Origin of the sequence: Pseudomonas farsensis (assembly GCF_014268805.2) — a bacterium.
GTDB classification, from domain to species: Bacteria; Pseudomonadota; Gammaproteobacteria; order Pseudomonadales; family Pseudomonadaceae; genus Aquipseudomonas; species Aquipseudomonas farsensis.
Genome location: NZ_JABWRF020000002.1, coordinates 1,267,766 through 1,290,461, shown reverse-complemented (window position 1 = coordinate 1,290,461; position 22,696 = coordinate 1,267,766). Strand labels below are relative to the sequence as shown.

23 protein-coding genes are annotated in these 22,696 nt (G+C 64.3%); 12 read left to right on the top strand and 11 right to left on the bottom strand.

Annotation, left to right across the window (positions count from 1 at the left end; all coding sequences use genetic code 11):
• Nucleotides 1–4: 4 nt before the first annotated feature.
• From rlmH to HU719_RS15150, 4 genes are read right to left on the bottom strand one after another with little or no spacing between them, the layout of a single operon-like run.
• Entirely contained in the window at nt 5–472 is a 468-nt protein-coding gene (gene rlmH, locus HU719_RS15165) for a 23S rRNA (pseudouridine(1915)-N(3))-methyltransferase RlmH (protein ID WP_186519133.1), read from the bottom strand.
• Between the two features lie 10 nt (nt 473–482).
• Nucleotides 483–908 (bottom strand): ribosome silencing factor, encoded by a 426-nt coding sequence (gene rsfS / locus HU719_RS15160; protein ID WP_186534744.1) that lies wholly within the window; start codon nt 906–908, stop codon nt 483–485.
• A gap of 43 nt (nt 909–951) precedes the next feature.
• Complete coding sequence (gene nadD / locus HU719_RS15155) at nt 952–1,611, bottom strand: nicotinate-nucleotide adenylyltransferase (protein ID WP_186534743.1); 660 nt, start codon at nt 1,609–1,611, stop codon at nt 952–954.
• Nucleotide 1,612: 1 nt separating this feature from the next.
• On the bottom strand, nt 1,613–2,884 hold the full coding sequence (locus HU719_RS15150) for a glutamate-5-semialdehyde dehydrogenase (protein ID WP_186534742.1): 1,272 nt from the start codon (nt 2,882–2,884) through the stop codon (nt 1,613–1,615).
• 251 nt (nt 2,885–3,135) lie between these two features.
• On the opposite strand from HU719_RS15150, the gene HU719_RS15145 reads away from it, so the two are divergent.
• A complete protein-coding gene (locus HU719_RS15145; RefSeq protein ID WP_186534741.1) occupies nt 3,136–3,822 on the top strand; it encodes a DNA-3-methyladenine glycosylase in 687 nt (228 codons plus the stop codon).
• 3 nt (nt 3,823–3,825) lie between these two features.
• Entirely contained in the window at nt 3,826–5,142 is a 1,317-nt protein-coding gene (locus HU719_RS15140) for a bifunctional DedA family/phosphatase PAP2 family protein (protein ID WP_186534740.1), read from the top strand.
• Nucleotides 5,143–5,317: 175 nt separating this feature from the next.
• On the opposite strand, the gene HU719_RS15135 is transcribed toward HU719_RS15140, so the two are convergent.
• From HU719_RS15135 to HU719_RS15125, 3 genes are read right to left on the bottom strand one after another with little or no spacing between them, the layout of a single operon-like run.
• Nucleotides 5,318–5,908 carry an LON peptidase substrate-binding domain-containing protein gene (locus HU719_RS15135; protein ID WP_186534739.1) on the bottom strand — a complete coding sequence of 197 codons (591 nt, stop codon included), beginning with the start codon at nt 5,906–5,908 and terminating at the stop codon, nt 5,318–5,320.
• A gap of 9 nt (nt 5,909–5,917) precedes the next feature.
• Complete coding sequence (locus HU719_RS15130; RefSeq protein WP_186534738.1) at nt 5,918–6,634, bottom strand: LrgB family protein; 717 nt, start codon at nt 6,632–6,634, stop codon at nt 5,918–5,920.
• On the bottom strand, nt 6,631–6,993 hold the full coding sequence (locus HU719_RS15125) for a CidA/LrgA family protein (protein ID WP_186534737.1): 363 nt from the start codon (nt 6,991–6,993) through the stop codon (nt 6,631–6,633). Before HU719_RS15125 ends, HU719_RS15130 begins: the two co-directional genes overlap by 4 nt.
• A 148-nt stretch (nt 6,994–7,141) precedes the next feature.
• Here HU719_RS15125 and HU719_RS15120 point away from each other — a divergent pair, with 148 nt between their 5' ends.
• From HU719_RS15120 to HU719_RS15110, 3 genes are all read left to right on the top strand, one after another.
• Nucleotides 7,142–7,597 (top strand): MaoC family dehydratase, encoded by a 456-nt coding sequence (locus tag HU719_RS15120; protein ID WP_186519114.1) that lies wholly within the window; start codon nt 7,142–7,144, stop codon nt 7,595–7,597.
• An 86-nt stretch (nt 7,598–7,683) separates the two neighbouring features.
• Entirely contained in the window at nt 7,684–9,417 is a 1,734-nt protein-coding gene (locus tag HU719_RS15115; protein ID WP_186534736.1) for a C13 family peptidase, read from the top strand.
• Between the two features lie 27 nt (nt 9,418–9,444).
• Nucleotides 9,445–10,089, top strand: a complete 645-nt coding sequence (locus tag HU719_RS15110) for an oxidoreductase (RefSeq protein ID WP_186519110.1) — start codon at nt 9,445–9,447, stop codon at nt 10,087–10,089.
• A gap of 207 nt (nt 10,090–10,296) precedes the next feature.
• Here the strand turns inward: HU719_RS15110 and HU719_RS15105 are convergent, their stop codons facing one another.
• The 4 genes from HU719_RS15105 to HU719_RS15090 all read right to left on the bottom strand — a co-directional run bounded on the left by HU719_RS15105 (nt 10,297) and on the right by HU719_RS15090 (nt 14,581).
• Nucleotides 10,297–10,557, bottom strand: a complete 261-nt coding sequence (locus tag HU719_RS15105) for a YceK/YidQ family lipoprotein (protein ID WP_189659756.1) — start codon at nt 10,555–10,557, stop codon at nt 10,297–10,299.
• A 23-nt stretch (nt 10,558–10,580) separates the two neighbouring features.
• Complete coding sequence (ubiX, locus tag HU719_RS15100; protein WP_186534734.1) at nt 10,581–11,210, bottom strand: flavin prenyltransferase UbiX; 630 nt, start codon at nt 11,208–11,210, stop codon at nt 10,581–10,583.
• On the bottom strand, nt 11,207–12,556 hold the full coding sequence (gene mpl / locus HU719_RS15095) for a UDP-N-acetylmuramate:L-alanyl-gamma-D-glutamyl-meso-diaminopimelate ligase (RefSeq protein ID WP_186519856.1): 1,350 nt from the start codon (nt 12,554–12,556) through the stop codon (nt 11,207–11,209). The genes ubiX and mpl overlap by 4 nt, the downstream gene beginning before the upstream one ends.
• 66 nt (nt 12,557–12,622) lie before the next feature.
• A complete protein-coding gene (locus HU719_RS15090; RefSeq protein WP_186534733.1) occupies nt 12,623–14,581 on the bottom strand; it encodes a sigma-54-dependent Fis family transcriptional regulator in 1,959 nt (652 codons plus the stop codon).
• A gap of 254 nt (nt 14,582–14,835) precedes the next feature.
• Between HU719_RS15090 and exaC the strand changes: the two genes are divergently transcribed.
• From exaC to HU719_RS15055, 7 genes are all read left to right on the top strand, one after another.
• Nucleotides 14,836–16,356 carry an acetaldehyde dehydrogenase ExaC gene (gene exaC, locus HU719_RS15085; RefSeq protein WP_186519858.1) on the top strand — a complete coding sequence of 507 codons (1,521 nt, stop codon included), beginning with the start codon at nt 14,836–14,838 and terminating at the stop codon, nt 16,354–16,356.
• 197 nt (nt 16,357–16,553) lie between these two features.
• A complete protein-coding gene (gene eat / locus HU719_RS15080; RefSeq protein ID WP_186534732.1) occupies nt 16,554–18,002 on the top strand; it encodes an ethanolamine permease in 1,449 nt (482 codons plus the stop codon).
• Between the two features lie 49 nt (nt 18,003–18,051).
• The gene (locus tag HU719_RS15075) at nt 18,052–19,446 is read left to right on the top strand and encodes an ethanolamine ammonia-lyase subunit EutB (protein ID WP_186519860.1); all 1,395 of its coding nucleotides are present in this window, start codon (nt 18,052–18,054) and stop codon (nt 19,444–19,446) included.
• A 9-nt stretch (nt 19,447–19,455) separates the two neighbouring features.
• Nucleotides 19,456–20,274 (top strand): ethanolamine ammonia-lyase subunit EutC, encoded by an 819-nt coding sequence (eutC, locus tag HU719_RS15070; RefSeq protein ID WP_186534731.1) that lies wholly within the window; start codon nt 19,456–19,458, stop codon nt 20,272–20,274.
• A gap of 109 nt (nt 20,275–20,383) precedes the next feature.
• Entirely contained in the window at nt 20,384–20,842 is a 459-nt protein-coding gene (locus HU719_RS15065) for a GNAT family N-acetyltransferase (protein WP_186519862.1), read from the top strand.
• 378 nt (nt 20,843–21,220) lie between these two features.
• Nucleotides 21,221–21,868 (top strand): DedA family protein, encoded by a 648-nt coding sequence (locus HU719_RS15060; protein WP_186519863.1) that lies wholly within the window; start codon nt 21,221–21,223, stop codon nt 21,866–21,868.
• 7 nt (nt 21,869–21,875) lie between these two features.
• Nucleotides 21,876–22,691, top strand: coding sequence for a M90 family metallopeptidase (locus HU719_RS15055; protein WP_186534730.1), 816 nt, complete (start codon nt 21,876–21,878; stop codon nt 22,689–22,691).
• Nucleotides 22,692–22,696: the final 5 nt, after the last annotated feature.

Here is a 22,696-nt window from a genome sequence, read left to right as displayed (position 1 = left end):
AGGCTCATTTGTGGTAAGGATGCCCGGACAACACGGTCCAGGCGCGGTAGATCTGCTCGCCGATGAGTATCCGTACCAACGGGTGCGGCAGTGTCAGCGGCGACAGCGACCAGCGCTGTTCGCTGCGCGCGCAGACCTCCGGTGCCAGCCCTTCCGGGCCGCCCACCATCAGGTTGACCGTGCGCGCATCCAGGCGCCAGCGGTCCAGTTCGCCGGCAAGCTGCTCGGTGCTCCACGGCTTGCCGTTCACCTCAAGGGTGACGATGCGCTCGCCGGGCTGCACCTTGCTCAGCATCGCCTCGCCTTCCTGACGAATCAGGCGGGCGATATCGGCGTTCTTGCCGCGGGTGTTCAGCGGGATTTCCACCAGCTCCAGCGCAAGCTCCGAGGGCAGGCGCTTGGCATATTCATGCCAGCCTTCCTCGACCCACTTGGGCATGCGCGAGCCGACCGCGATCAGACGCAGACGCACGGCGCTTTCCTTATTCCCGGTCCTTGAGCTTTTCGGAGTACTCGTGGGCGTTTTCCGGGTTGTGGTGCTTGCCATCGGCGGCCCGGCTCTGCTCGGCGCCCTGCCACAGACGCTCGAGGTCGTAGAACTGGCGAGCAGCGGCGGTCATCATGTGCACGATGACGTCGTTCAGGTCGAGCAGCACCCAATCGCTGTCGCCCTTGCCTTCTTCGCCCAGCGGCTGTGCGCCATGGGCCTTGACCACTTCACGGACCTTTTCCAGCATCGCGTTGATCTGGCGATTGGAGGTACCGGTGGCGATGATCATGTAGTCAGTCAGGCTGTGCTTTTCACGCACATCGATGATCTGAATGTCATTGGCCTTGACGTCTTCCAGCGCTTGAATGGCCAGTTTGACCAGTTCTTCGCCGTGCACGGTGTTCAGTTTCTTGCTCATATAAAACTCGTTCAACTCGTTGGATGAGGCGCCTCAAGCGCCGTCAGTTCGGCGCACGATACAGACCGTGCGCCTCGATGTAAGCCAATACGGCGTCCGGCACCAGGAACCGAACCGACTTGCCATTGGCCAGCAGCTGTCGGACCTGTGTGGCAGACACCGCAAGCGGGGTCTGCCAGACGAACGAAATATGCCCCGCCGGGCCGGACATGGCGGTGGGATCGCTCTGCGAACGGGCTGCCAGCAAATTGCGCAGCTCGTCAGGGGGTTCTACGTCGGCATCCGGGCGTTGCAGCACCAGGATGTGACAGTGTTGCAGCAATTCTTCCCAGCGGTGCCAGCTGGGCAGGCCGCAAAATGCGTCCCAGCCCAGCAGCAGGAACAGCTGGTCTTCAGGGTTCAGTTCAGCACGCACCGACTCCAGGGTGTCGATGGTATACGACGGCTTGTCGCGGGACAGCTCGCGGGCATCGACGCTCAGCCGGCCGGCGCCCTGCACGGCGCAGCGCACCATGGCCAGGCGGTCCTGCGGCGTCACCTGCGGGGTGTCGCGGTGCGGTGGCCGGGCGTTGGGCAGCAGGCGCAGCTCGTCCAGGCCCATGAACTCGGCCACTTCCAGCGCACTGCGCAGGTGGCCGATATGCACCGGGTCGAAGGTTCCGCCAAGAATGCCGATACGCCGGACTGCCGCCGCCTTGCTCAACTCAGCAGGACTCCTGGCCGCGCAGCTGGCCGTCGCCGATCACTACGTATTTTTCGCAGGTCAGGCCTTCGAGGCCGACCGGGCCACGGGCGTGCAGCTTGTCGGTGGAAATACCGATCTCAGCGCCCAGACCGTACTCGAAGCCATCGGCAAAGCAGGTCGGGGTATTGAGCATGACCGAGGCCGAGTCGACTTCGGCGATGAAGCGCCGCGACTGGCCCTGGTGTTCGGTGATGATCGAATCGGTGTGGTGCGAGCCGTAATGGTTGATGTGCTCGATGGCCTGGTCGAGGCCGTCGACCACGCGAACCGACAGGATCGCGTCCAGGTACTCGGTGTGCCAGTCGTCTTCGGTGGCCGCTTTGGCGTCGATGATCGCCTGGGTGCGCGGGCAGCCGCGCAGCTCGACGCCTTTTTCGGCGAAGCGGCGGGCCATTTCCGGCAGGAAGCGCTCGGCCACGGCAGCATCGACCAGCAGGGTCTCCATGGCGCCGCAGATGCCATAGCGGTAGGTCTTGGCGTTGAATGCCACGCGCCAGGCCTTGTCCAGGTCGGCGTGCTGGTCGACGAAGACGTGGCAGATGCCGTCCAGGTGTTTGATGACCGGCACCCGCGCATCGCGGCTGATGCGTTCGATCAGGCCGCGCCCGCCACGGGGCACGATCACGTCGACGTACTCAGGCATGCTGATCAACGCGCCGACCGCCTCGCGGTCGGTGGTTTCTACCACTTGCACCACCGCTGGCGGCAGCCCGGCTTCGGCCAGGCCGCGCTGGATGCAGGTAGCAATGGCGCGGTTGGAGTGAATGGCTTCGGAGCCGCCGCGCAGAATGGTGGCGTTACCCGATTTCAGGCACAGGCTGGCGGCATCGATGGTCACGTTCGGGCGCGACTCATAGATGATGCCGATAACGCCCAAGGGTACCCGCATCTTGCCGACCTGAATGCCCGACGGGCGGTAGCTCATATCGCGGATGGCGCCGACCGGGTCGGGCAGGCTTGCCACCTGGCGCAGGCCGGTGATCATGCCGTCGATGCGGGCCGGGGTGAGTGCCAGGCGATCGAGCAGCGCCGGCTCCAGGCCATTGGCGCGACCATTGGCCAAGTCCTGTTCATTGGCTGCGGTGAGCGCGTCGCGGGCTGCATCCAGAGCGTCTGCGGCGGCCTGCAGGGCGCGATTCTTCTGCGCGGTGCTGGCACGGCCGATCACTCGCGAGGCCTCACGGGCGGCGCGACCCAAGCGGGTCATATAGTCAAGAACGGACTCGGTCATGGGTTCGGTGTCTTGGCAAAGGGGAAATCGGCTGATTATAACTGGCGCGCCTCGGTACGCCCAGCGGCGGGTGGCGGATGGTAGAAAATGGCCGTAAGTAATGTTTAGGAAATATGTAGCGACCAGGCCGGAAACCCCTGACAGCCCTGCCCTATCAGCGGCTGCGGGGTGGCGGTAACAAAATGGCCATTCAGCCTCGATTAAGCGATTAATTGTTATCATCTGCGCCATCGCCCCCACGAACCGCCCGTATGCCGACGCCCAGCCCTGCCCGCGCGCTGCCCGACCGCTTTTTTGACCGCGATGCGCAAACCCTCGCCCGCGCCCTGCTGGGCAAGGTCATCCGCCATCGCCACGGCGACCTGTGGCTGGCCGCGCGGGTCATCGAGACCGAGGCTTATTACCTCACCGACAAAGGCAGCCACGCATCCTTGGGCTACACCGAGAAGCGCAAGGCGCTGTTTCTCGATGGCGGGCACATCTATATGTACTACGCACGCGGCGGCGACTCGCTGAACTTCAGCGCCCACGGCCCCGGCAACGCAGTGCTGATCAAGTCGGCTTACCCCTACGTCGATGCGCTGTCAGGCGCCAACAGCTTGGCGCAAATGCAATTGAACAACCCCGATGCCCGCGGCCAACTGCGCCCGCCTGAGCGCCTGTGCGCCGGGCAGACCTTGCTGTGCCGGGCGCTGGGCCTGAAGGTGCCGCACTGGGACGGGCAACGTTTCGACCCCGAGCGGCTGTATGTCGAGGACTGCGGCATTGCCGTGCCGAGGGTGATCCAGGCCCCACGCCTGGGCATCCCCCACGGCCGTGACGAACATCTGCCGTACCGCTTCGTCGACGCCGAATACGCCCGCCACTGCACGCGAAACCCTATGCGCCGCGGGCAGGTCGAAGGGCAGGATTTCTTCATTCTCGAACAAGGAAACTGAACCATGGGCCAATGGCTCGACAGCCTGACCGCCTGGCTGGGCGCCAACCCGCAGTGGCTGGGTGTTGCAATTTTTGTGGTGGCCTGCGTGGAATGCCTGGCCATTGCCGGCATCATCGTGCCCGGCACGGTGCTGTTGTTTGCCGTGGCGGTGCTGGCTGGCAGCGGCACGTTCAGCCTCGGCGAAACCCTGCTGCTGGGGTTTCTGGGGGGCCTGCTGGGTGACGTGCTGTCGTTCTGCATCGGCAAGTACTTCCACCAGAACATCCGCCGCCTGCCCCTGCTGCGCAGTCACCCGGAGTGGGTCGGCAGCGCCGAGGCGTACTTCCAGCGCTACGGCATCGCCAGCCTGCTGGTAGGGCGCTTTATCGGCCCGTTGCGGCCCATGCTGCCGATGGTTGCCGGCATGTTGGACATGCCCGTGCCGCGCTTCATCGGTGTCAGCCTGCTGGCCGGTGCTGGCTGGTCGGTGGCCTATCTGCTGCCGGGCTGGGCAACCGGCGCGGCCATGCGCCTGCCGCTGCCAGAAGGCTTCTGGCTGGACGCCGGCATCGTATTCGGCACCTTGGCCGTGTTGATCGGCCTGAGCCTGACCAGCAGCATTCGCGACCAGCGCCACGGCACCCGCCTGATCGCCGGGCTCAGCGGGATTGCTGTGGCGGCGCTGTTCGTTGGCTGGCCTTACCTGCATGAGTTCGACCAGGGTGTGATGACCTTGGTGCAGGAGCACCGCAGCGCTGCGTTGGACGGCATCGTGGTGGTGATCACCCGGCTTGGTGATTTCCGTACGCAGTTCTTCCTTGGCGGTTTGCTGACCGGCCTGTTGCTACTGACCCGGCAATGGCGCCACGCCGTGTTTGCAGGTGCTGCGCTGGTGGGCACGGCGGCGTCCAATGGCACGCTGAAATGGCTGTTCGCCCGCGCCCGGCCCGAAGTGCTGACGGACCCGCTGACCAGCTACAGCATGCCCAGCGGGCACAGTTCGGCGTCGTTTGCGTTCTTTCTGGTGTTGGCGATTCTGGCCGGGCGCAGCCAGCCGCCGCGCATGCGCCTGACCTGGGTGATGCTGGGCTGTATTCCGGCGCTGGCCATTGCGCTGTCGCGGGTTTACCTGGGGGCGCACTGGCCGACCGATATCCTGGCAGGGGCGTTGCTGGCGTGCTGCCTGTGCGCGCTCAGCCTGACGCTGGTGCAGTATCGCCAGCCGCTCACGGCGCTGCCGCAGCGGGTGTGGTGGCTGGTGCTGCCGGCATGTGTGGCGCTGCTGTCGTTCTTTGCGCTGCATGCGCTGCCGCAGGCACTGGTGCGCTATCAGTACTGATAGCGCTTCGCTGGAGGCCTCACCAACCGGGCCTCATGCCGTCATTGTAGGAGCGGCCTTGTGCCGCGAAGGGGCTGCGTTGCAGCCCCGGCATTATTGTATGAAACCCAGACATGGGGGCCGCTACGCAGCCCTTTCGCGGCACAAGGCCGCTCCTACACAGGCCAGCGCACGGTCAGGCAAACAACTCGCCTTGCATCCGCTCCAGCAGCGTCTGGATGGCTTGCAGCCGGGCCTGCGGGGAGTCCATCGCCAGCAGGTCAACCTTGTCCTGCTCCATGAACGGCAGCAGGTAGGCCAGCTGATTGGCCAGCGCCTGGCGGCCATCGACATCGCGCGGCATGCCCAGCGCCTTCACCATCGGGTGCTCGCCAAGCGCTACCAGCAGCGCCAGCAGGTCATCGTCGTCTTCTTGCAGCGGGGTATCGGCAAGCTCTGGCAGCCAATGCACTTCAGCGGTCAGTAGCTGGTCCTTGCGCACCTCGGTCTGCTCGACGCGAAAACGCCGCACGCCCTCGACTCGAATACCCAGCAGGCCGTTGTCCTGCTGCTCGAAATCGCGGATCAGCGCTTCGCAGCCGACCGAGGCAATCAGCGGCGGCGCCTTGCCCACCTGCTCGCCTTCAAGAATGCACACCACGCCAAACCCTTCGCCCTGCTTCATGCAGCGGCCAATCATGTCCAGGTAACGCGCCTCGAATATCTGCAAATCAAGCAGGCAGCCAGGAAACAACACGGTATTGAGCGGAAACAGCGGTAGCGTCATGTCCTGTCCTCAAGCCACCAGGCTGACCGCCAACGGCAGGAACACCGCTGTGGCCACACCCATCAGGCTCATTGCCAACGCGGCAAAAGCGCCGCATTCATCCCCTTCCTGCAAGGCCACGGAAGTGCCCACCGCATGGGCCGTGACGCCCAGCGCCATGCCGCGCGCCTCGGGGCTGAGCACGCCGAAGCGGCTAAGCAGCGCCGGGCCGAAGATCGCCCCGACAACCCCGGTGATCAACACGAACACCGCCGCCAGCGCCGCGACGCCGCCAATCTGTTCAGCCACCAGCATGGCAATGGGCGACGTCACCGACTTGGGCGCCATGGTCATCAGGATCATGTGCTCGGCACCGAACCACCACCCCAGCGCCACGCAGGCCACGGTGGCGAACAGCCCCCCGAGTACCAGCGTAGTAAAGGTCGGCCAGAACAGTTGGCGAATGCGCCGCAGGTTCAGGTACAGCGGCACCGCCAGCGCCACGGTGGCAGGGCCGAGCAGAATGTTCATGATCTCGGTGCTCTTGCGGTACTCGGCGTAGTCGATGCCGCACACCAGCAGCACAGCGATCACCACCAGCATCGATACCAACACCGGTTGCAGGAAGATCCAGCGGGTTTTGTCGTAGGCCGCCAGCACCAATTGGTAGGCCGCCAGGGTGACACCAATGCCGAACAACGGGTGATGAATGACCGCCTCAAGGGCGCCGTGCCAGTCGAAGATCATCGCCGCTCCTCCCGCCGGGCCTGGCGCTGGATGAGCTTTTGCATCAGCACGCCGACGAACACCAGGGTCAACAGGCAGGAAATAAACAGCGCGCCGACGATGGCCCAGAAATCGGCAGCGATGTCGCTTGCGTACACCATCACCCCGACCGCCGGCGGCACCAGCAGCAATGGCAGATAACGCAGCAGGCTGCTGGCCGCCTCGTTCAGCGGCTTGCCCACTTCGCCGCGCATCATCAGGTAAGCCAACAGCAGCAACAGGCCGATGATCGGCCCAGGCAGGATAGGCAGGAACAGGTGATTGATCGCCGTTCCCAGCAGCTGGAACAGCACCAGCCAGGTCAAACCACGCAACAACATACGGACCTCCCCAAAGCAGGTGGCCATTATAAGCACGCTAAGCAAGTGGCTATAAGGCGATATTCGCCGAAAAACCCTCAACTTGACTGAAACGGTTCGGCGTGCTGATCTTGCACCCTCGTGCCAAATGACAACCTGGAGAGTCGCGATGCCTTATGTACCGGTTACAGAGCTTTCGCAATATGTGGGCAAGGAGTTGGGCCATTCCGAGTGGCTGAAGATCGACCAGCAGCGCATCAACCTGTTCGCCGAGGCCACCGGTGATTTCCAGTTCATCCACGTCGACCCGGCCAAGGCCGCCAAAACCCCGTTCGGCAGCACCATCGCCCATGGTTTTCTGACGTTGTCGCTGATCCCCAAGCTGATGGAAGACATCCTCGTGCTGCCTGAAGGCTTGAAGATGGTGGTCAACTACGGGCTGGACAGCGTGCGCTTCATCCAGCCGGTCAAGGTCGACAGCCAGGTGCGGCTGAAGGTGGAACTCAAAGAGGTCACCGAGAAAAAGCCCGGCCAGTGGCTGCTCAAGGCTACTGCCACGCTGGAAATCCAAGGCGAAGAGAAACCGGCCTACATCGCCGAACCGCTGTCGCTCTGCTTCGTTTGACGGCAACCGGCTCATCGCAGGCTGGCAATAGCCTGCAATGAGGCCGGTGCGGCATACTCGGCGCATCGTTCCACCCGGAAAACGCCATGCGCCCTTTGCTCCCCCTGACCTTTGCCCTGCTGCTCACTGCCTGTGGCGACGGTGAACCGCTATCGCCACCCGACGCCCGCCTGCCCGACGGCGGGCGCTATCGAGGCCAGGTGGTCGATGGCCTGCTGCAGGGAGAGGGGCGTATCGACTACCCCAACGGCAGTTGGTACGCCGGCGCTTTCAAGGACGGCCAGTGGCACGGCCAGGGCGAATGGCACGGCAGCAACGGCGAAGTCTATCGCGGCCAGTTCAGCCAAGGGCTGTTCGAAGGGCTGGGCGAGCTGACCACACCGGGCAGCCGCTATGCCGGCACTTTCAAGCATGGCCGCCGCGATGGCGAAGGCACCCTCAAGCAGAACGACCAGACCTACAGCGGCCAGTTCAAGGACGACCAGTACCACGGCGCAGGCCAGCTTGAGCTTGCCGATGGCAGCCGCTACCAAGGCCTGTTCGCCAACGGCAAGCCAAACGGCGCCGGGGTGCGCAGCGATGCCGCCGGCAACCGCTATGGCGGCACCTTCGTCGATGGCCAACTGCAAGGCGCCGGCACTTACGACAGCGCCGACGGCGAGCAGTACATCGGTGATTTCAAGGACAACCGCCTGGAAGGCCGTGGCCGATACGAAAGCGCCGACGGTGACGTATGGATCGGCCATTTCAAGGACGGCTCGCTGGTGGGCGAAGGCGAACTGCTGGGCAGCGACGGCAGCCAGTACAAAGGCGGCTTTCGCGATTGGCGCTTCAACGGCATGGGCACCCTGCAACTGGCCGATGGCAGCCACTACAGCGGCGGCTTGCGTGATGATGTCTATCAAGGCCAAGGGCGCCTGACCCAGCCCGACGGGCAAGTTGAAGCCGGTTACTGGGCCAACGGCGTGCGCATCCGCGACGAGCAAGGCAAGGCCCTGCCCGACCCGCTGGACCTTGCCCTGCTCAAGCAAGGCAAGCTGCTCGACGAGGCGCTGGCCAAGGTGCCGGCATCGGTGCCGCCGGTGCAGCTTTACAGCCTGGTGGTGGCCGGGGACGGCCAGCAGAGCGTGTTCATGCGCGAGGCCGATTACGTCAGCAACATGCTCAAGGTGCGTTTTGGCGCCTATGGCCAGGTAACGCTGGTCAACCACCGCGACCATATGGCCGACCGCCCCATGGCCACCCGCGAGAGCCTTGGCCGTGCCGCGCGGGTGCTCGCCGAACGCACAGGTTCCGAGGACCTTGTATTCATCTACCTGACCAGCCACGGCAGCCAGGACCACCAACTGGTACTCGACCAGCCGCGCCTGCAACTGGCCGACCTGTCCGCCCGCGAGCTGGCCAGCGCCCTGGCGCCGCTGAAGAACCGCGACAAGGTGATTGTCATTTCAGCCTGTTATTCCGGGGGCTATATCGCCCCGCTCAAGGATGACCGGACCCTGATCATGACCGCCGCGCGCCCCGACCGGGTGTCGTTCGGCTGCTCGGAAGAGGCCGACTTCACCTATTTCGGCGATGCCTTGTTCGCCCAGGCACTGAACCAGACCGACGACCTGAAACAGGCGTTTGAACTGGCGCGGCAAAGCGTTGCCGAAAGGGAACGACGGGAAGGGTTTGAAGCATCCGAGCCGCAGCTCTGGGCACCGCCAGCGGTGCTTGCCCACTGGCAGCGGTTACGCAAGCAACAGGCCGAAACCGCGTTGCGCAATGAAGCCCAGCCTGCAGCCGGGGCGCAGGCAAAAACACCTCGCGCCCACTAAGCTGTGTTGTAACAAGGGAGAGACATCATGTACTTGACGCCTCAGCATGTCCTGCTTGCCGGTGCCACGGGTCTGACAGGTGAACACCTGCTCGACCGCCTGCTCAACGAGCCCACCATCAGCCGCGTGCTGGCGCCGACCCGCCGCCCGCTGGCCGAACATCCGCACCTGGAAAACCCAGTGGGCGACCCTGCGGTATTTCTGCCGCAGCTCGGTGGCAGGGTCGATATCGCTTTCTGCTGCCTGGGTACCACGCTCAAACAGGCAGGTTCCGAGACGGCGTTTCGCGCAGTCGACCTGGACATGGTGGTGGCCTTCAGCAAGCGCGCCAGGGAAATGGGCGCGCGGCACCTGCTGGTGGTCAGTGCGCTGGGGGCGGACCCGAAATCGTCGGTGTTCTATAACCGGGTCAAAGGCGAGATGGAGCAGGCGCTCAGGCAGCAGGACTGGCCACAACTGACCATCGTGCGGCCGTCGCTGTTGCTGGGCGAACGGCTAGAGCCGCGCCTTGGCGAAACCCTGGCGGCGCCGTTTTCCAAGTTGATTCCGGGCAAATATCGCGGCATCGAAGCCTGCACCCTGGCCCGGGCGCTGTGGCGTTTGGCGCTGGAGGAGGAAGACGGCGTGCGGGTGATCGAGTCGGATGAATTGCGCAGGCTGGGCAAGAACTAGGTCTTACTGTTCGGGCCTCATCGCAGGCTATCGCCAGCTCCCACAGAATGTGGCTTGTCGCTATATCGGTGCCGTTTTACGCGGTCAGTGTAGGAGCGGCCTTGTGTCGCGATATTGATATCTGGCTCAGATCACTGTGGGAGCTGGCGCCAGCCTGCGATGAGGCCAGAACAGGTTCACCCGGACTACCGAGCCAATGCGATACGGTTATAGCCCGCCGGTTGCGTTGAACCCCACCCCCGCCGCGGTCAGCAGCGACAGCGGCAGCAGCAGGGTATCGAGCAGCGCACTGCCCGGCAGGTCCAGCCCAGGCCACGCCGGGGCCTGCGCCCCGAAGCGGTCCAGCGGGCAGCAGCCGCCGTTCATCGCATACAGGTCCAACCGGGTGCCGGCGTACACCACAGGCGCCCCCGGCTTGTTGGCATCAAGCGTGCGCACCGTGGCGCAACCGCCCAGCGCGACCAGCATCAGCAGCGCCAGCAGCGGCTTTTTCACTCCTCAGCCCCGTAGTGATGCTCGCCCCAACGCGGCAGCATGTCCTGGGGGATGTCCAGCAGGTTGAGCACCCGCGCCACGACAAAATCGACCAGGTCGTCGATGGTCTGCGGCTGGTGATAGAACCCCGGCGCTGCCGGCAGAATCACCGCGCCCATCTGCGACAGCTTGAGCATGTTCTCAAGGTGAATGGTCGAGAACGGCGCCTCGCGCGGCACCAGAATCAACTGCCGACGCTCTTTCAAGGTGACGTCGGCAGCGCGCTCGATCAGGTTGTTGCAGGCCCCGGTGGCAATCGCCGACAGCGTGCCTGTGGAGCACGGCACTACGACCATCGCCGCCGGCGCGCCAGACCCCGACGCTACCGGCGACATCCAGTCCTCTTTACCGTACACGCGGATCTGCCCAGCGGCAGCGCCGGTGTATTCGGTCAGAAAAGCCTGCATGCCCTGCGGCTTGGCCGGCAGCACCACGTCAGTCTCGGTGGACATCACCAGTTGCGCGGCCTTGGAGATGAGAAAGTGCACCTCGCGGTCTTCGCGCACCAGGCAGTCGAGCAGGCGCAGGCCATATTGCGCGCCGGAGGCGCCGGTCATGGCCAGGGTGATGCGTTCCGGGCCGCTCACTTGAGCGCCTCGGCGAGCTTGCCGTGCAGGCCGCCAAAGCCGCCGTTGCTCATGATCACCACATGGGTGCCAGGGCGGGCCTGGCCCTTGATGCGCTCGATAATCGCCTCGAGGCTGTCGGCAACCACGCTCGGCACGGTGCATTCGGCGGCAGTACCCGCCAGGTCCCAACCCAGGTTGGGCGGCGCGTACCAGATCACCTGGTCGGCATCGTTGACGCTTTCCGGCAAGCCGTCGCGGTGCGCGCCCAGCTTCATGGAGTTGGAGCGCGGTTCGATCACGGCAATCACCGGCGCCTCGCCGACGCGCTTGCGCAGGCCGTCGAGGGTGGTGGCGATGGCAGTCGGGTGGTGGGCGAAGTCATCGTAGATGGTCACGCCCTGCACTTCGGCGACCTTTTCCATACGCCGTTTGACGCTCTTGAACGCGCTCAGGCCTTCGATGGCCATGGCGGGTACCACGCCAACATGGCGCGCCGCCGCCAGCGTGGCGAGGGCGTTGGCCACGTTGTGCTGGCCGGTCATGCCCCAGTCCACCACGCCTTGGGCCTCACCCTCGAACAACACTTCGAAGCGCGAGCCGTCGGGGCTGAGCAGGCGCGCCTGCCACTGGCCGCCGGCGCCGGTGGTTTGCACCGGGGTCCAGCACCCCATGCCAATCACCCGCTCTAGCGCAGGCTCGGTGGTGGGGTGAATGACCAGGCCTTCGCTCGGGATGGTCCGCACCAGGTGGTGGAACTGACGCTCGATAGCGGCAAGGTCCGGGAAGATATCTGCATGGTCGAACTCAAGGTTGTTGAGGATCGCCGTGCGCGGGTGGTAGTGCACGAACTTCGAACGCTTGTCGAAGAAGGCGCTGTCGTATTCGTCGGCCTCGACCACGAAGAACGGCGTACCACCCAGGCGCGCCGACACCGAGAAGTTCTGCGGCACACCGCCGATCAGGAAGCCCGGGCTCATGCCGGCGTGCTCCAGCACCCAGGCCAGCATGCTGCTGGTGGTGGTCTTGCCGTGGGTACCGGCCACGGCCAGCACCCAGCGGCCCTGCAACACATGGTCGGCCAGCCACTGCGGGCCGGACACATAAGGCAGGCCCTTGTTCAGTACGTACTCAACGGCGGGGTTGCCGCGCGACATGGCGTTGCCGATCACCACCAGGTCTGGCGCAGGGTCCAGCTGGGCGGGGTCGTAACCTTGGATCAGCTCGATGCCCTGGGCTTCGAGCTGGGTGCTCATGGGGGGATAGACGTTGGCGTCGCAGCCGCTGACGCGGTGGCCAAGGTCCTTGGCCAGCACCGCCAGCGAGCCCATGAAAGTGCCGCAAATACCGAGAATGTGAATGTGCATGATCGACCTCGCAAAACATCGAGGCAGGGTAGCCCAGGGCGAGGGAAATCGCACCCGCTGTTTCGCTTAGCCGGCCCTGGCGATGCCGTGTTTGCGCAGTTTCCGATACAGGGTGTTGCGGCTGATGCCCAGGTGCTCGGCGACCTGGGTCAAATGCCAGCGTTTTGCCTCGAGAATGCCGAGCAACGCAGCGCGCTCGGCGTGCTCAAGGCTGTCGCAGCGGGCTTGCCCGGCGATGGCACCGGCAGGGGGTTCAAGGGTGGCCGAGCGGGCGTCATCGCCGGGCAAGCCCGCGCCCACGCTGCGCACGACCTGGGGCAGGTCGTGGTACTCGACCCGACCGTCGTCACACAGCGCTGCCACGGTCCGTAGTACGTTGCGCATCTGCCGCACGTTGCCCGGCCAGGCAAAGCTCAGCAACGCCTGGCGCGCCGCAGGTTCGAGGGCGATGGGTTGGCCTTGCGCCTCTTGTTGCAACAGAAACTCCAGCAGTTGCGCCTTGTCGCTGCGCTCGCGCACAGCCGGCAACGGCACTTCCAGCCCATTGAGGCGGTAATACAGGTCTTCGCGGAAACTGCCCTGTGCGACCCGCTCCAGCAAATCGCGGTGCGTGGCGCTGATGATGCGCACATCAACAGGCTGCGGTTCGCCGCCAATCGGCACCACCTGGCGCTCTTCGAGCACCCGCAGCAACCGGGTTTGCAGCGCCAGCGGCATGTCGCCGATTTCATCCAGCAGCAAGGTGCCGCCGTCGGCCTGCAACAGCTTGCCGCGCATGCCTTCCTTGCGTGCACCGGTGAAGCTGCCGCCGCGGTAACCGAACAGCTCGCTCTCGATCAGGCTTTCGGGAATGGAGGCACAGTTGATGGCCACGAATGGCTTGAGCCGGCGCGCGCTGGCCTGGTGCACGGCCTGGGCAAAGGCTTCTTTGCCGCAGCCGGTTTCACCGCGCAGCAACAACGGCACGTCACGTTCGAATACGCGTACGGCGCGCTGGAGTTGGTGCTGCAGGGCTGGGTCGAGCAGACAGATGCCGGGCTCGGCACTGGGCAAGGCAGCCGCAGGCAATGCCTGTGGCAGCGACCACTGCGGCGCCTGCGCCCGGCCCCGCAGGCTTGCGAACACCTGGCGCCCGTCGCGGGTACGCAGCGGCCAGGCGGTGCTGCCGTGGGCGGTGGCGCGGCTGAACAGCTCGTCATGGCTACAGGCAAAGAACAGCTCCAGCGGCTGGCCCAGCACACCACCGCGCACAGTACCCAACAGGTTCAGCGCACTCTGGTTGGCCGCATGAATACGCCCGTCGCCATCGAACGCCAGCAAGCCTTCGCTGAACAGCCCCACCGACTCGGCCTGCAGATGAAAGCGCAGCAGCCAGTGCTGCTCGAACTGGCGCAGGAAATAACAGCTCTCGATCATCTTGGCCGACAGGTTGACCAGCGCCATGGTGTGGAACTGGCTTTGCCGCGACACATCGGCCCGCGCCGAGGACACATCGAGCACCGCCAGCAGCTCGCCATGGGGGTCGAAGACCGGGCTCGATGAACAGGTCAGGCCGGTGTGACGGCCACGGAAGTGTTCGTCCTGGTGAATGGTCAGGGCCTGACGTTCCACCAGGCAGGTGCCGATGCCGTTGGTGCCCTCGCGCGCCTCGCTCCAGTCTGCGCCCAGCCACAGCCCGGCGCGCTCGAAGATGCGCCGCTCGCTGGGTGCGGTGACGCAGTTGAGGATCACCCCACGGGCATCGGTCAGCAGCACCGCATGGCCGGCCCCGGAAAGCTGCTGGTGCAGGCTGTTCATTTCAGGGTCGGCGATCTGCAACACCTGGTGCAGGCTTTCGCGGCTTTCGAGCAGGCGGCCGTGCTCAAGCACAACCGGGGCCTGGGCGCGCGCGGGGTCGAGGTGGTAATCCTCAAGGCAACGCAGCCAGGAGCGGGCAATGGAAGGGTCGCTGCCCGGCCCGCTGGCCTGGCCGTGGGCCACGGTCAGTACTTGCTGGGCATGGCGGCTGAACGAGTTGCTCTGCATTTTTTTTGTTCTCCGCAGATAGAGCGTGCCCCAGCATCCTCCAGGCAGGGAAGCTTTGCAATGGCACCGGGTCAGGCTGTGTCGTCAACGGCACAAAGTGTCACCCAGTACGTACCACCCCTGGCACAGCGCGGCGCAACCCGCGCCGCAAAACTGACCCAAGTCATTGATTCGTAAAGGCTGCAAGGCGCTGGCCCGACCTTTGCTCTACGCTTTGAAACTCCGCAACAATCACAAAGAACTGGAGACACATCATGCGTTACGCACATCCCGGTACCGAAGGCGCGAAGGTTTCCTTCAAGAGCCGCTACGGCAACTACATCGGCGGTGAGTTCGTTCCTCCGGTAAAGGGTGAATATTTCACCAACACCTCGCCTGTGAACGGCCAGCCGATTGCCGAATTCCCGCGCTCCAGCGCCGAAGACATCGACAAGGCCCTCGATGCCGCCCACGCCGCCGCCGACGCTTGGGGCCGTACCTCGGTGCAGGACCGCTCCAACGTCCTGCTGCGCATCGCCGACCGCATCGAGCAAAACCTCGAAGTGCTGGCCATCACCGAAACCTGGGACAACGGCAAGCCGGTCCGCGAAACCCTCAACGCCGACATTCCCCTGGCCGTCGACCACTTCCGCTACTTCGCCGGCTGCCTGCGCGCCCAGGAAGGCGGCGCTGCCGAAATCAACGAAAACACCGTGGCCTACCACATCCACGAACCGCTGGGCGTGGTCGGCCAGATCATCCCATGGAACTTCCCGCTGCTGATGGCCGCCTGGAAGCTCGCCCCGGCCTTGGCCGCGGGTAACTGCGTGGTGCTCAAGCCGGCCGAACAGACGCCGCTGGGCATCACCGTGCTGATGGAGCTGATCGGCGACTTGCTGCCCAAGGGCGTGCTCAACGTGGTGCAGGGGTATGGCCGCGAAGCCGGTGAGGCGCTGGCCACCAGCAAGCGCATCGCCAAGATCGCATTCACCGGCTCCACGCCGGTGGGCTCGCACATCATGAAGTGCGCTGCCGAGAACATCATTCCGTCCACCGTCGAGCTGGGCGGCAAATCGCCCAACGTGTACTTCGAAGACATCATGCAGGCGGAGCCGGCGTTCATCGACAAGGCTGCCGAAGGCCTGGTGCTGGCGTTCTTCAACCAGGGCGAGGTGTGTACCTGCCCGTCGCGCGCGCTGGTACAGGAGTCGATCTACCCGCAGTTCATGGAAGTGGTGATGAAGAAGGTGCTGCAGATCAAGCGCGGCGACCCGCTGGATACCGACACCATGGTCGGCGCCCAGGCCTCGCAGCAGCAGTTCGAGAAGATCCAGTCGTACCTGCAGATTGCCCAGGAAGAAGGCGCCGAGCTGCTCACCGGCGGCAAGGTGGAAAAACTCGAAGGTGCCCTGGCCACCGGCTATTACATCCAGCCGACGCTGCTCAAGGGCAACAACAAGATGCGCGTGTTCCAGGAAGAGATCTTTGGCCCGGTGGTCAGCGTCACCACCTTCAAGGATGAAGCCGAGGCGCTGGCGATTGCCAACGACACCGAGTTCGGCCTGGGCGCTGGTGTCTGGACCCGCGACATCAACCGCGCCTACCGCATGGGCCGTGGCATCAAGGCCGGCCGCGTGTGGACCAACTGCTACCACCTGTACCCGGCGCATGCCGCGTTTGGTGGCTACAAGAAGTCCGGCGTCGGCCGCGAAACCCACAAGATGATGCTCGACCACTACCAGCAGACCAAAAACCTGCTGGTGAGCTACGACATCAACCCGCTGGGCTTCTTCTAAAGGGTTCTGATCGCGGGGCAAGCCCGCTCCCACAGAACGGTTGAATGCTGCTCTTGTGGGAGCGGGCTTGCCCCGCGAAGGGCCCGTCAATCCAGAAGCGGTTCGCGTGCACCAACCGCTCTGGCTCGCTTCCTGCAGTACCTATCACCAAGGGCCGGAATCCCACCCGGCCACCAAAAAAAAGAACAGGTGAATCCATGCCAAGCGAACATTCCGCCGGTACGCCGGCCAACGCGTCCGTCGACTTCGAAAAAGTAGGCTCGGACTATTTCCAGCAACGTGAACTGAAAAAAGGCGCCGCCGGCTGGGTGCTGCTGGTGGGCCTGGGTGTGGCCTACGTGATCTCCGGCGACTATGCCGGCTGGAACTTCGGCCTGGCCCAGGGCGGCTGGGGCGGCATGTTCCTCGCCACCCTGCTGATGGCCACCATGTACCTGTGCATGTGCTTCTCGCTGGCCGAACTGTCCTCGATGATCCCCACCGCTGGCGGCGGCTACGGCTTTGCCCGCAGCGCCTTCGGGCCATGGGGCGGGTTCCTCACCGGCACCGCGATCCTCATCGAATACGCCATTGCCCCCGCCGCCATCGCCGTGTTCATCGGCGCGTACTGCGAGTCGCTGTTCGGTATCGGCGGCTGGATGATCTACCTGGCGTTCTACATCGTGTTTATCGGCATCCACATTTTTGGCGTGGGTGAAGCATTGAAACTGATGTTCATCATCACCGCCGTCGCCGCCATCGCCCTGGCCGTGTTCCTGATCGGCATGGTGCCCCATTTTGATGCAGCCAATCTGTTCGACATCGCCAAGACCGACGCCGTTGGTGCAAGCAGCTTCCTGCCGTTCGGCTATGTCGGCGTGTGGGCAGCGATCCCCTATGCCATCTGGTTCTTCCTCGCCGTCGAAGGCGTGCCGCTGGCCGCTGAAGAAACCAAGAACCCCAAACGCGACCTGCCGCGCGGCCTGATCGGCGCGATGCTGGTACTGCTGGCCTTCGCCCTGCTGATTCTGGTGGTCGGCCCAGGCGGTGCAGGTGCCGATGCGCTCAAGGCATCGGGTAACCCGCTGGTCGAGGCGCTGTCCAAGGCCTACGGCGGTTCGACCTGGATGGGCGGCTTCGTCAACCTGGTTGGCTTGGCCGGCCTGATCGCCAGCTTCTTCTCGATTATCTACGCCTACTCCCGGCAGATCTTCGCGCTGTCGCGTGCGGGCTACCTGCCGCGCAAGCTGTCACAGACCAACAAGAGCAAGGCGCCGGTACTGGCGCTGATCATCCCCGGCATCATCGGTTTTGCCCTGTCGCTGACCGGCCAAGGTGACCTGCTGATTCTAGTGGCGGTTTTCGGCGCTACGCTGTCCTATGTGCTGATGATGGCCGCGCACATCACCCTGCGCATCCGTCGGCCGAAGATGGACCGCCCGTACCGCACCCCAGGCGGCATCTTCACCTCCGGCGTAGCCCTGGTGCTGGCGTGCATCGCCGTGGTGGCAGGCTTCCTGGTCGACCCTCGGGTGGTGATCGGTGCAGCGGTGATCTACGCCGTGCTCATCGCCTACTTCGCCTTCTACAGCCGCCACCACTTGGTAGCCGGCACGCCGGAAGAGGAATTTGCCGCGATCCAGCAGGCCGAAGAAGCCCTGCACTGATCGCCGATTTGCGCCGCAGGCCAGGCCTGCGGCGCCCTGGAGAGTTTGTATGGCAGTATTCGTACACACCGTAGGCAACCAGTTGTACCGCTTTGACAGCCTCAAGGAGGTCATGGCCAAGGCCAGCCCGGCGCGCTCTGGCGACTATCTGGCCGGGGTTGCCGCCAGCAACGATGGCGAACGGGTGGCTGCGCAGATGGCGCTGGCCGATATCCCGCTCAAGCATTTTCTGACCGAAGCGCTGATCCCCTACGAAGACGACGAAGTCACCCGGCTGATCGTCGACACCCACGATGCCAGCGCCTTTGCCCCGGTCAGCCACCTGACCGTCGGCGGGCTGCGTGACTGGCTGCTCAGCGAGCATGCCGATGAACACAGCCTGCGCGCCCTGGCCCCCGGCCTGACACCCGAAATGGCCGCTGCTGTTTCGAAGCTGATGCGGGTGCAGGACCTGGTGTTGGTGGCGCAGAAAATCCGTGTGGTCACGGCGTTTCGCGGCACCATGGGCCTGCGCGGGCGGCTGTCCACGCGCTTGCAGCCCAACCACCCCACCGATGAGCCGGCCGGCATCGCCGCCAGCATTCTCGATGGCCTGCTGTACGGCAACGGGGACGCCATGATCGGCATCAACCCGGCCACCGACAGCATTTCGTCGATCTGCGCCTTGCTGGAAATGCTCGATGCGATCATCCAGCGCTACGACATCCCCACCCAGTCGTGCGTGCTGACCCACGTCACCACCTCGATCGAGGCGATCAACCGCGGCGTGCCGCTGGACCTGGTGTTCCAGTCCATCGCCGGCACCGAGGCGGCCAACGCAGGCTTTGGCATCAACCTCAATGTGCTGCAGGAAGGCTACGAGGCGGGGCTTTCGCTCAAGCGCGGCACGGTCGGGCAGAACCTGATGTACTTCGAGACCGGCCAGGGCAGCGCGCTGTCGGCCAACGCCCACCATGGCGTCGACCAGCAAACCTGCGAAACCCGCGCCTACGCCGTGGCCCGCCATTTCAAGCCGTTTCTGGTCAACACCGTGGTCGGTTTCATCGGCCCGGAATACCTGTACAACGGCAAGCAGATCATCCGCGCAGGGCTCGAAGACCACTTCTGCGGCAAATTGCTCGGCGTGCCGATGGGCTGCGACATCTGCTACACCAACCATGCCGAAGCCGACCAGGACGACATGGACACCCTGCTGACGCTGCTGGGCGTGGCTGGCATCAACTTCATCATGGGTATCCCAGGCTCCGACGACATCATGCTCAACTACCAGACCACCTCGTTCCATGACGCGCTGTACGCTCGTCAGACCCTAGGCCTGCGCCCGGGGCCAGAGTTCGAAGACTGGCTGGCGCGCACCGGCATCTTCACCCAGGCCGATGGCCGCATCCGCTTTGGCGACAACCTGCCGCCGGCCTTCCGCCAGGCCCTGGCGCAGCTTGCATAGGGGAACCCCATGGACCGACACACACCCACCGCCGAAAACCCCTGGCTGGCGCTGCGCAACCTGACCCCGGCGCGCATCGCCCTGGGCCGCACCGGTATCAGCCTGCCGACCGGCGCGCAACTGGACTTCCAGTACGCCCACGCCCAGGCGCGCGATGCCGTGCACCTGGCGTTCGACCACCAAGGCCTGCGCCAGCAACTGAGTGACCGTGGCCGCGAAAGCCTGCTGCTGCACAGCGCAGCCAGCGACCGCCACCAGTACCTGCAACGCCCCGACCTGGGCCGCCGCCTGCATGAGGAGTCGGCGCAACGGTTGCGTGAGCACGCCCAGGCCAACCCCGGCGGCATCGACCTCGCCATCGTCGTCGCCGACGGCCTGTCGGCGCTGGCCGTGCACCGCCACACCCTGCCCTTTCTGAGCCGTTTTGAAGAGCAGGCCGCAGCCGACGGCTGGACCAGCGCCCCGGTGGTGCTGGTGGAGCAAGGCCGGGTGGCGGTCGCCGACGAAGTGGGGCAACTGCTCAATGCGCGCATGACCGTAATGTTGATTGGCGAGCGCCCGGGCCTGAGTTCGCCGGACAGCCTTGGGCTGTATTTCACCTACGCGCCCAAGGTCGGCCTGACCGATGCGTACCGCAACTGCATCTCCAACGTGCGCCTTGAGGGCCTGAGCTACGGCATGGCGGCGCACCGCTTGCTGTACCTGATGCGCGAGGCATGCAAGCGCAAGCTGTCCGGGGTGAACCTGAAGGATGAGGCCGAAGTTCACAGCATCGAAAACGAAGGTTCTGGCGGCAAAAACGGAAACTTCCTGCTCGGCGACAGGTAAAAAACATGTAATGGATGGCGGATTGCGCTTGCAGCGTGCTTTCGGCAGCATGGGACATACACGCTGCTGGCAACCCGCCGTATCTCCCAATGGACTCTGAGGCCCGCCCATGCGCATCATCAAGGCAACCCTGGAACACCTTGACCTGCTCACCCCGCTGTTCGTTAAGTACCGCGAGTTCTACGGCCAACTGCCTTACCCAGACAGCTCACGGTCGTTTCTGGAAAAACGCATCACGCGTGGCGAGTCGATCATCTACCTGGCCCTGCCTCTTGATGACGACAACAAGTTGCTCGGTTTCTGCCAGCTGTACCCCAGTTTTTCGTCGCTATCGCTCAAGCGCGTGTGGATTCTCAACGACATCTATGTGGCTGAAGATTCGCGGCGCATGCTGGTGGCCGACCACCTGATGCGCGAGGCCAAGAAGATGGCCCGCGAATCCAACGCGGTGCGCATGCGCGTGTCTACCAGCAGCAACAACGAGGTAGCGCGCAAGACCTACGAGTCGATTGGCTTTCGCAAAGACACCGAGTTCGAAAACTACGTGTTGCCGATCAGCCAGGACTAAAACCCCTACTGTTAGGTATGGTTTTTGTACAACTCTGTCTTGGCCTCATCGCAGGCTGGCGCCAGCTCCCACAGGATTTGAGCCAGACACCAATATCGCAGCTGACGCAGCCTCTGTGGGAGCGGGCGACAACCTGCGATGAGGCCGGAACAGGCCTGCACATAAGCGTGCCCCCAAAACCCGGCGTGAGAGCGGGCCGACGTTACCTTGTCGTAACCCCCCGCTACAAACTCCTCGGGCACTTTCCGGGCTTCGCCGTATAATCCTTTCCCTGTCGTGTGCGAAAAGTTACCCACCAAGCGGTAAACCCTCCCACGCCCAAGACGCCGTCCGTCATCGCGCGCCCGTAGTAGCGGGACCAGAACACAGGTGCTGTACATGGATTTCAACCCGCTGGACCTCATCCTGCATCTCGATGCCTACCTCGATCTGCTGGTCACCAACTACGGTCCCTGGATCTACGCCATCCTGTTCGCGGTGATCTTCTGCGAAACGGGCCTTGTGATCATGCCGTTCCTGCCAGGCGACTCGCTGCTGTTCATCGCCGGCGCCGTGGCGGCCGGTGGCGGCATGGACCCGGTCCTGCTGGCGGGCCTGCTGATGGCAGCGGCCATCCTCGGTGACAGCACCAATTACGTGATTGGGCGCACCGCAGGCGAACGCTTGTTCAGCAACCCGCGCTCGAAAATCTTCCGCCAGGACTACCTGCAGCGCACCCACGAATTCTACGAACGCCATGGCGGCAAAACCGTCACCCTGGCGCGCTTCCTGCCGATTCTGCGCACTTTCGCCCCGTTCGTCGCCGGCATCGCCCACATGCATTACCCGCGTTTTCTGGGCTTCAGCATCGCCGGTTCCCTGCTATGGGTCGGCGGCCTGGTTACCCTCGGCTACTTCTTCGGCAACGTGCCGTTCATCAAGCAGCACCTGTCGCTGATGGTGGTGGCAATCATCATCCTGTCGCTGGTGCCGATGATTCTCGGCCTGCTGCGTGGCCGCTTTGGCCGCGCCGCCAAGGCCCACTAAAGCGCCCATGTGGTCGTTCAGCGCCTGGCGCCGCCGGCGCACCCTGGCCCGTTATCCGCTCGATGAACAGCTGTGGCAGCAAGTGCGCGAGCAACTGCCACTGCTCGATGGCATCAGCGCCGAAGAAGACCACTGGCTGCGCGAAGCCTGCATCCTGTTTTTGCACGACAAGCACCTGACCACCCTGCCGGGCGTCGAGCTGGACGACGCCGGGCGCCTGCACCTTGCTGCCCAGGCGCAACTGCCGCTGCTGCACTTGGGCGAGCTGAACTGGTACCAAGGGTTTCACGAGATCATTCTCTACCCCGACGATTTCAAGAGCCCGCAGCGCCATCGCGATGCCAGCGGCGTCGAGCACGTGTGGGACGCCGAGCACAGCGGCGAGGCCTGGCAGCAAGGCCCGGTGATCCTGGCCTGGAACGGCGTGCGCAGCGGCGGTGGCTGGGAAGCCTACAACCTGGTCATCCACGAGCTGGCGCACAAGCTCGACATGCTCAATGGCGACGCCAACGGCCTGCCGCCCTTGCACACAGGCATGCAGGTCGAGGCCTGGGCAAGTGCCATGCAACACGCCTATGAAGACCTCAATCGCCAGCTCGACGCCAACCCGGACTGCGAAACCGCCATCGACCCGTACGCCGCAGAAAACCCGGCCGAGTTCTTTGCCGTCACCAGCGAATACTTCTTCAGCGCCCCCGACCTGCTGCACGAGGCTTATCCAAAGGTCTACCAACAACTCGCGCTGTTCTACCGCCAGGACCCGCTGAGCCGTCTGGCACGCCTGTTGGCGGAGCATCCGGCGTATCGCCAGGAGCATGCCTGAGGCCC

Coding starts and splice junctions, on each gene's coding strand:
- rsfS (WP_186534744.1), bottom strand. CDS start 908: ATGAGCAAGAAACTGAACACCGTGCACGGCGAAGAACTGGTCAAACTG.
- HU719_RS15150 (WP_186534742.1), bottom strand. CDS start 2,884: ATGACCGAGTCCGTTCTTGACTATATGACCCGCTTGGGTCGCGCCGCC.
- HU719_RS15145 (WP_186534741.1), top strand. CDS start 3,136: ATGCCGACGCCCAGCCCTGCCCGCGCGCTGCCCGACCGCTTTTTTGAC.
- HU719_RS15140 (WP_186534740.1), top strand. CDS start 3,826: ATGGGCCAATGGCTCGACAGCCTGACCGCCTGGCTGGGCGCCAACCCG.
- HU719_RS15135 (WP_186534739.1), bottom strand. CDS start 5,908: ATGACGCTACCGCTGTTTCCGCTCAATACCGTGTTGTTTCCTGGCTGC.
- HU719_RS15130 (WP_186534738.1), bottom strand. CDS start 6,634: ATGATCTTCGACTGGCACGGCGCCCTTGAGGCGGTCATTCATCACCCG.
- HU719_RS15125 (WP_186534737.1), bottom strand. CDS start 6,993: ATGTTGTTGCGTGGTTTGACCTGGCTGGTGCTGTTCCAGCTGCTGGGA.
- HU719_RS15120 (WP_186519114.1), top strand. CDS start 7,142: ATGCCTTATGTACCGGTTACAGAGCTTTCGCAATATGTGGGCAAGGAG.
- HU719_RS15115 (WP_186534736.1), top strand. CDS start 7,684: ATGCGCCCTTTGCTCCCCCTGACCTTTGCCCTGCTGCTCACTGCCTGT.
- HU719_RS15110 (WP_186519110.1), top strand. CDS start 9,445: ATGTACTTGACGCCTCAGCATGTCCTGCTTGCCGGTGCCACGGGTCTG.
- HU719_RS15105 (WP_189659756.1), bottom strand. CDS start 10,557: ATGCTGGTCGCGCTGGGCGGTTGCGCCACGGTGCGCACGCTTGATGCC.
- mpl (WP_186519856.1), bottom strand. CDS start 12,556: ATGCACATTCACATTCTCGGTATTTGCGGCACTTTCATGGGCTCGCTG.
- HU719_RS15090 (WP_186534733.1), bottom strand. CDS start 14,581: ATGCAGAGCAACTCGTTCAGCCGCCATGCCCAGCAAGTACTGACCGTG.
- exaC (WP_186519858.1), top strand. CDS start 14,836: ATGCGTTACGCACATCCCGGTACCGAAGGCGCGAAGGTTTCCTTCAAG.
- eat (WP_186534732.1), top strand. CDS start 16,554: ATGCCAAGCGAACATTCCGCCGGTACGCCGGCCAACGCGTCCGTCGAC.
- HU719_RS15075 (WP_186519860.1), top strand. CDS start 18,052: ATGGCAGTATTCGTACACACCGTAGGCAACCAGTTGTACCGCTTTGAC.
- eutC (WP_186534731.1), top strand. CDS start 19,456: ATGGACCGACACACACCCACCGCCGAAAACCCCTGGCTGGCGCTGCGC.
- HU719_RS15065 (WP_186519862.1), top strand. CDS start 20,384: ATGCGCATCATCAAGGCAACCCTGGAACACCTTGACCTGCTCACCCCG.
- HU719_RS15060 (WP_186519863.1), top strand. CDS start 21,221: ATGGATTTCAACCCGCTGGACCTCATCCTGCATCTCGATGCCTACCTC.
- HU719_RS15055 (WP_186534730.1), top strand. CDS start 21,876: ATGTGGTCGTTCAGCGCCTGGCGCCGCCGGCGCACCCTGGCCCGTTAT.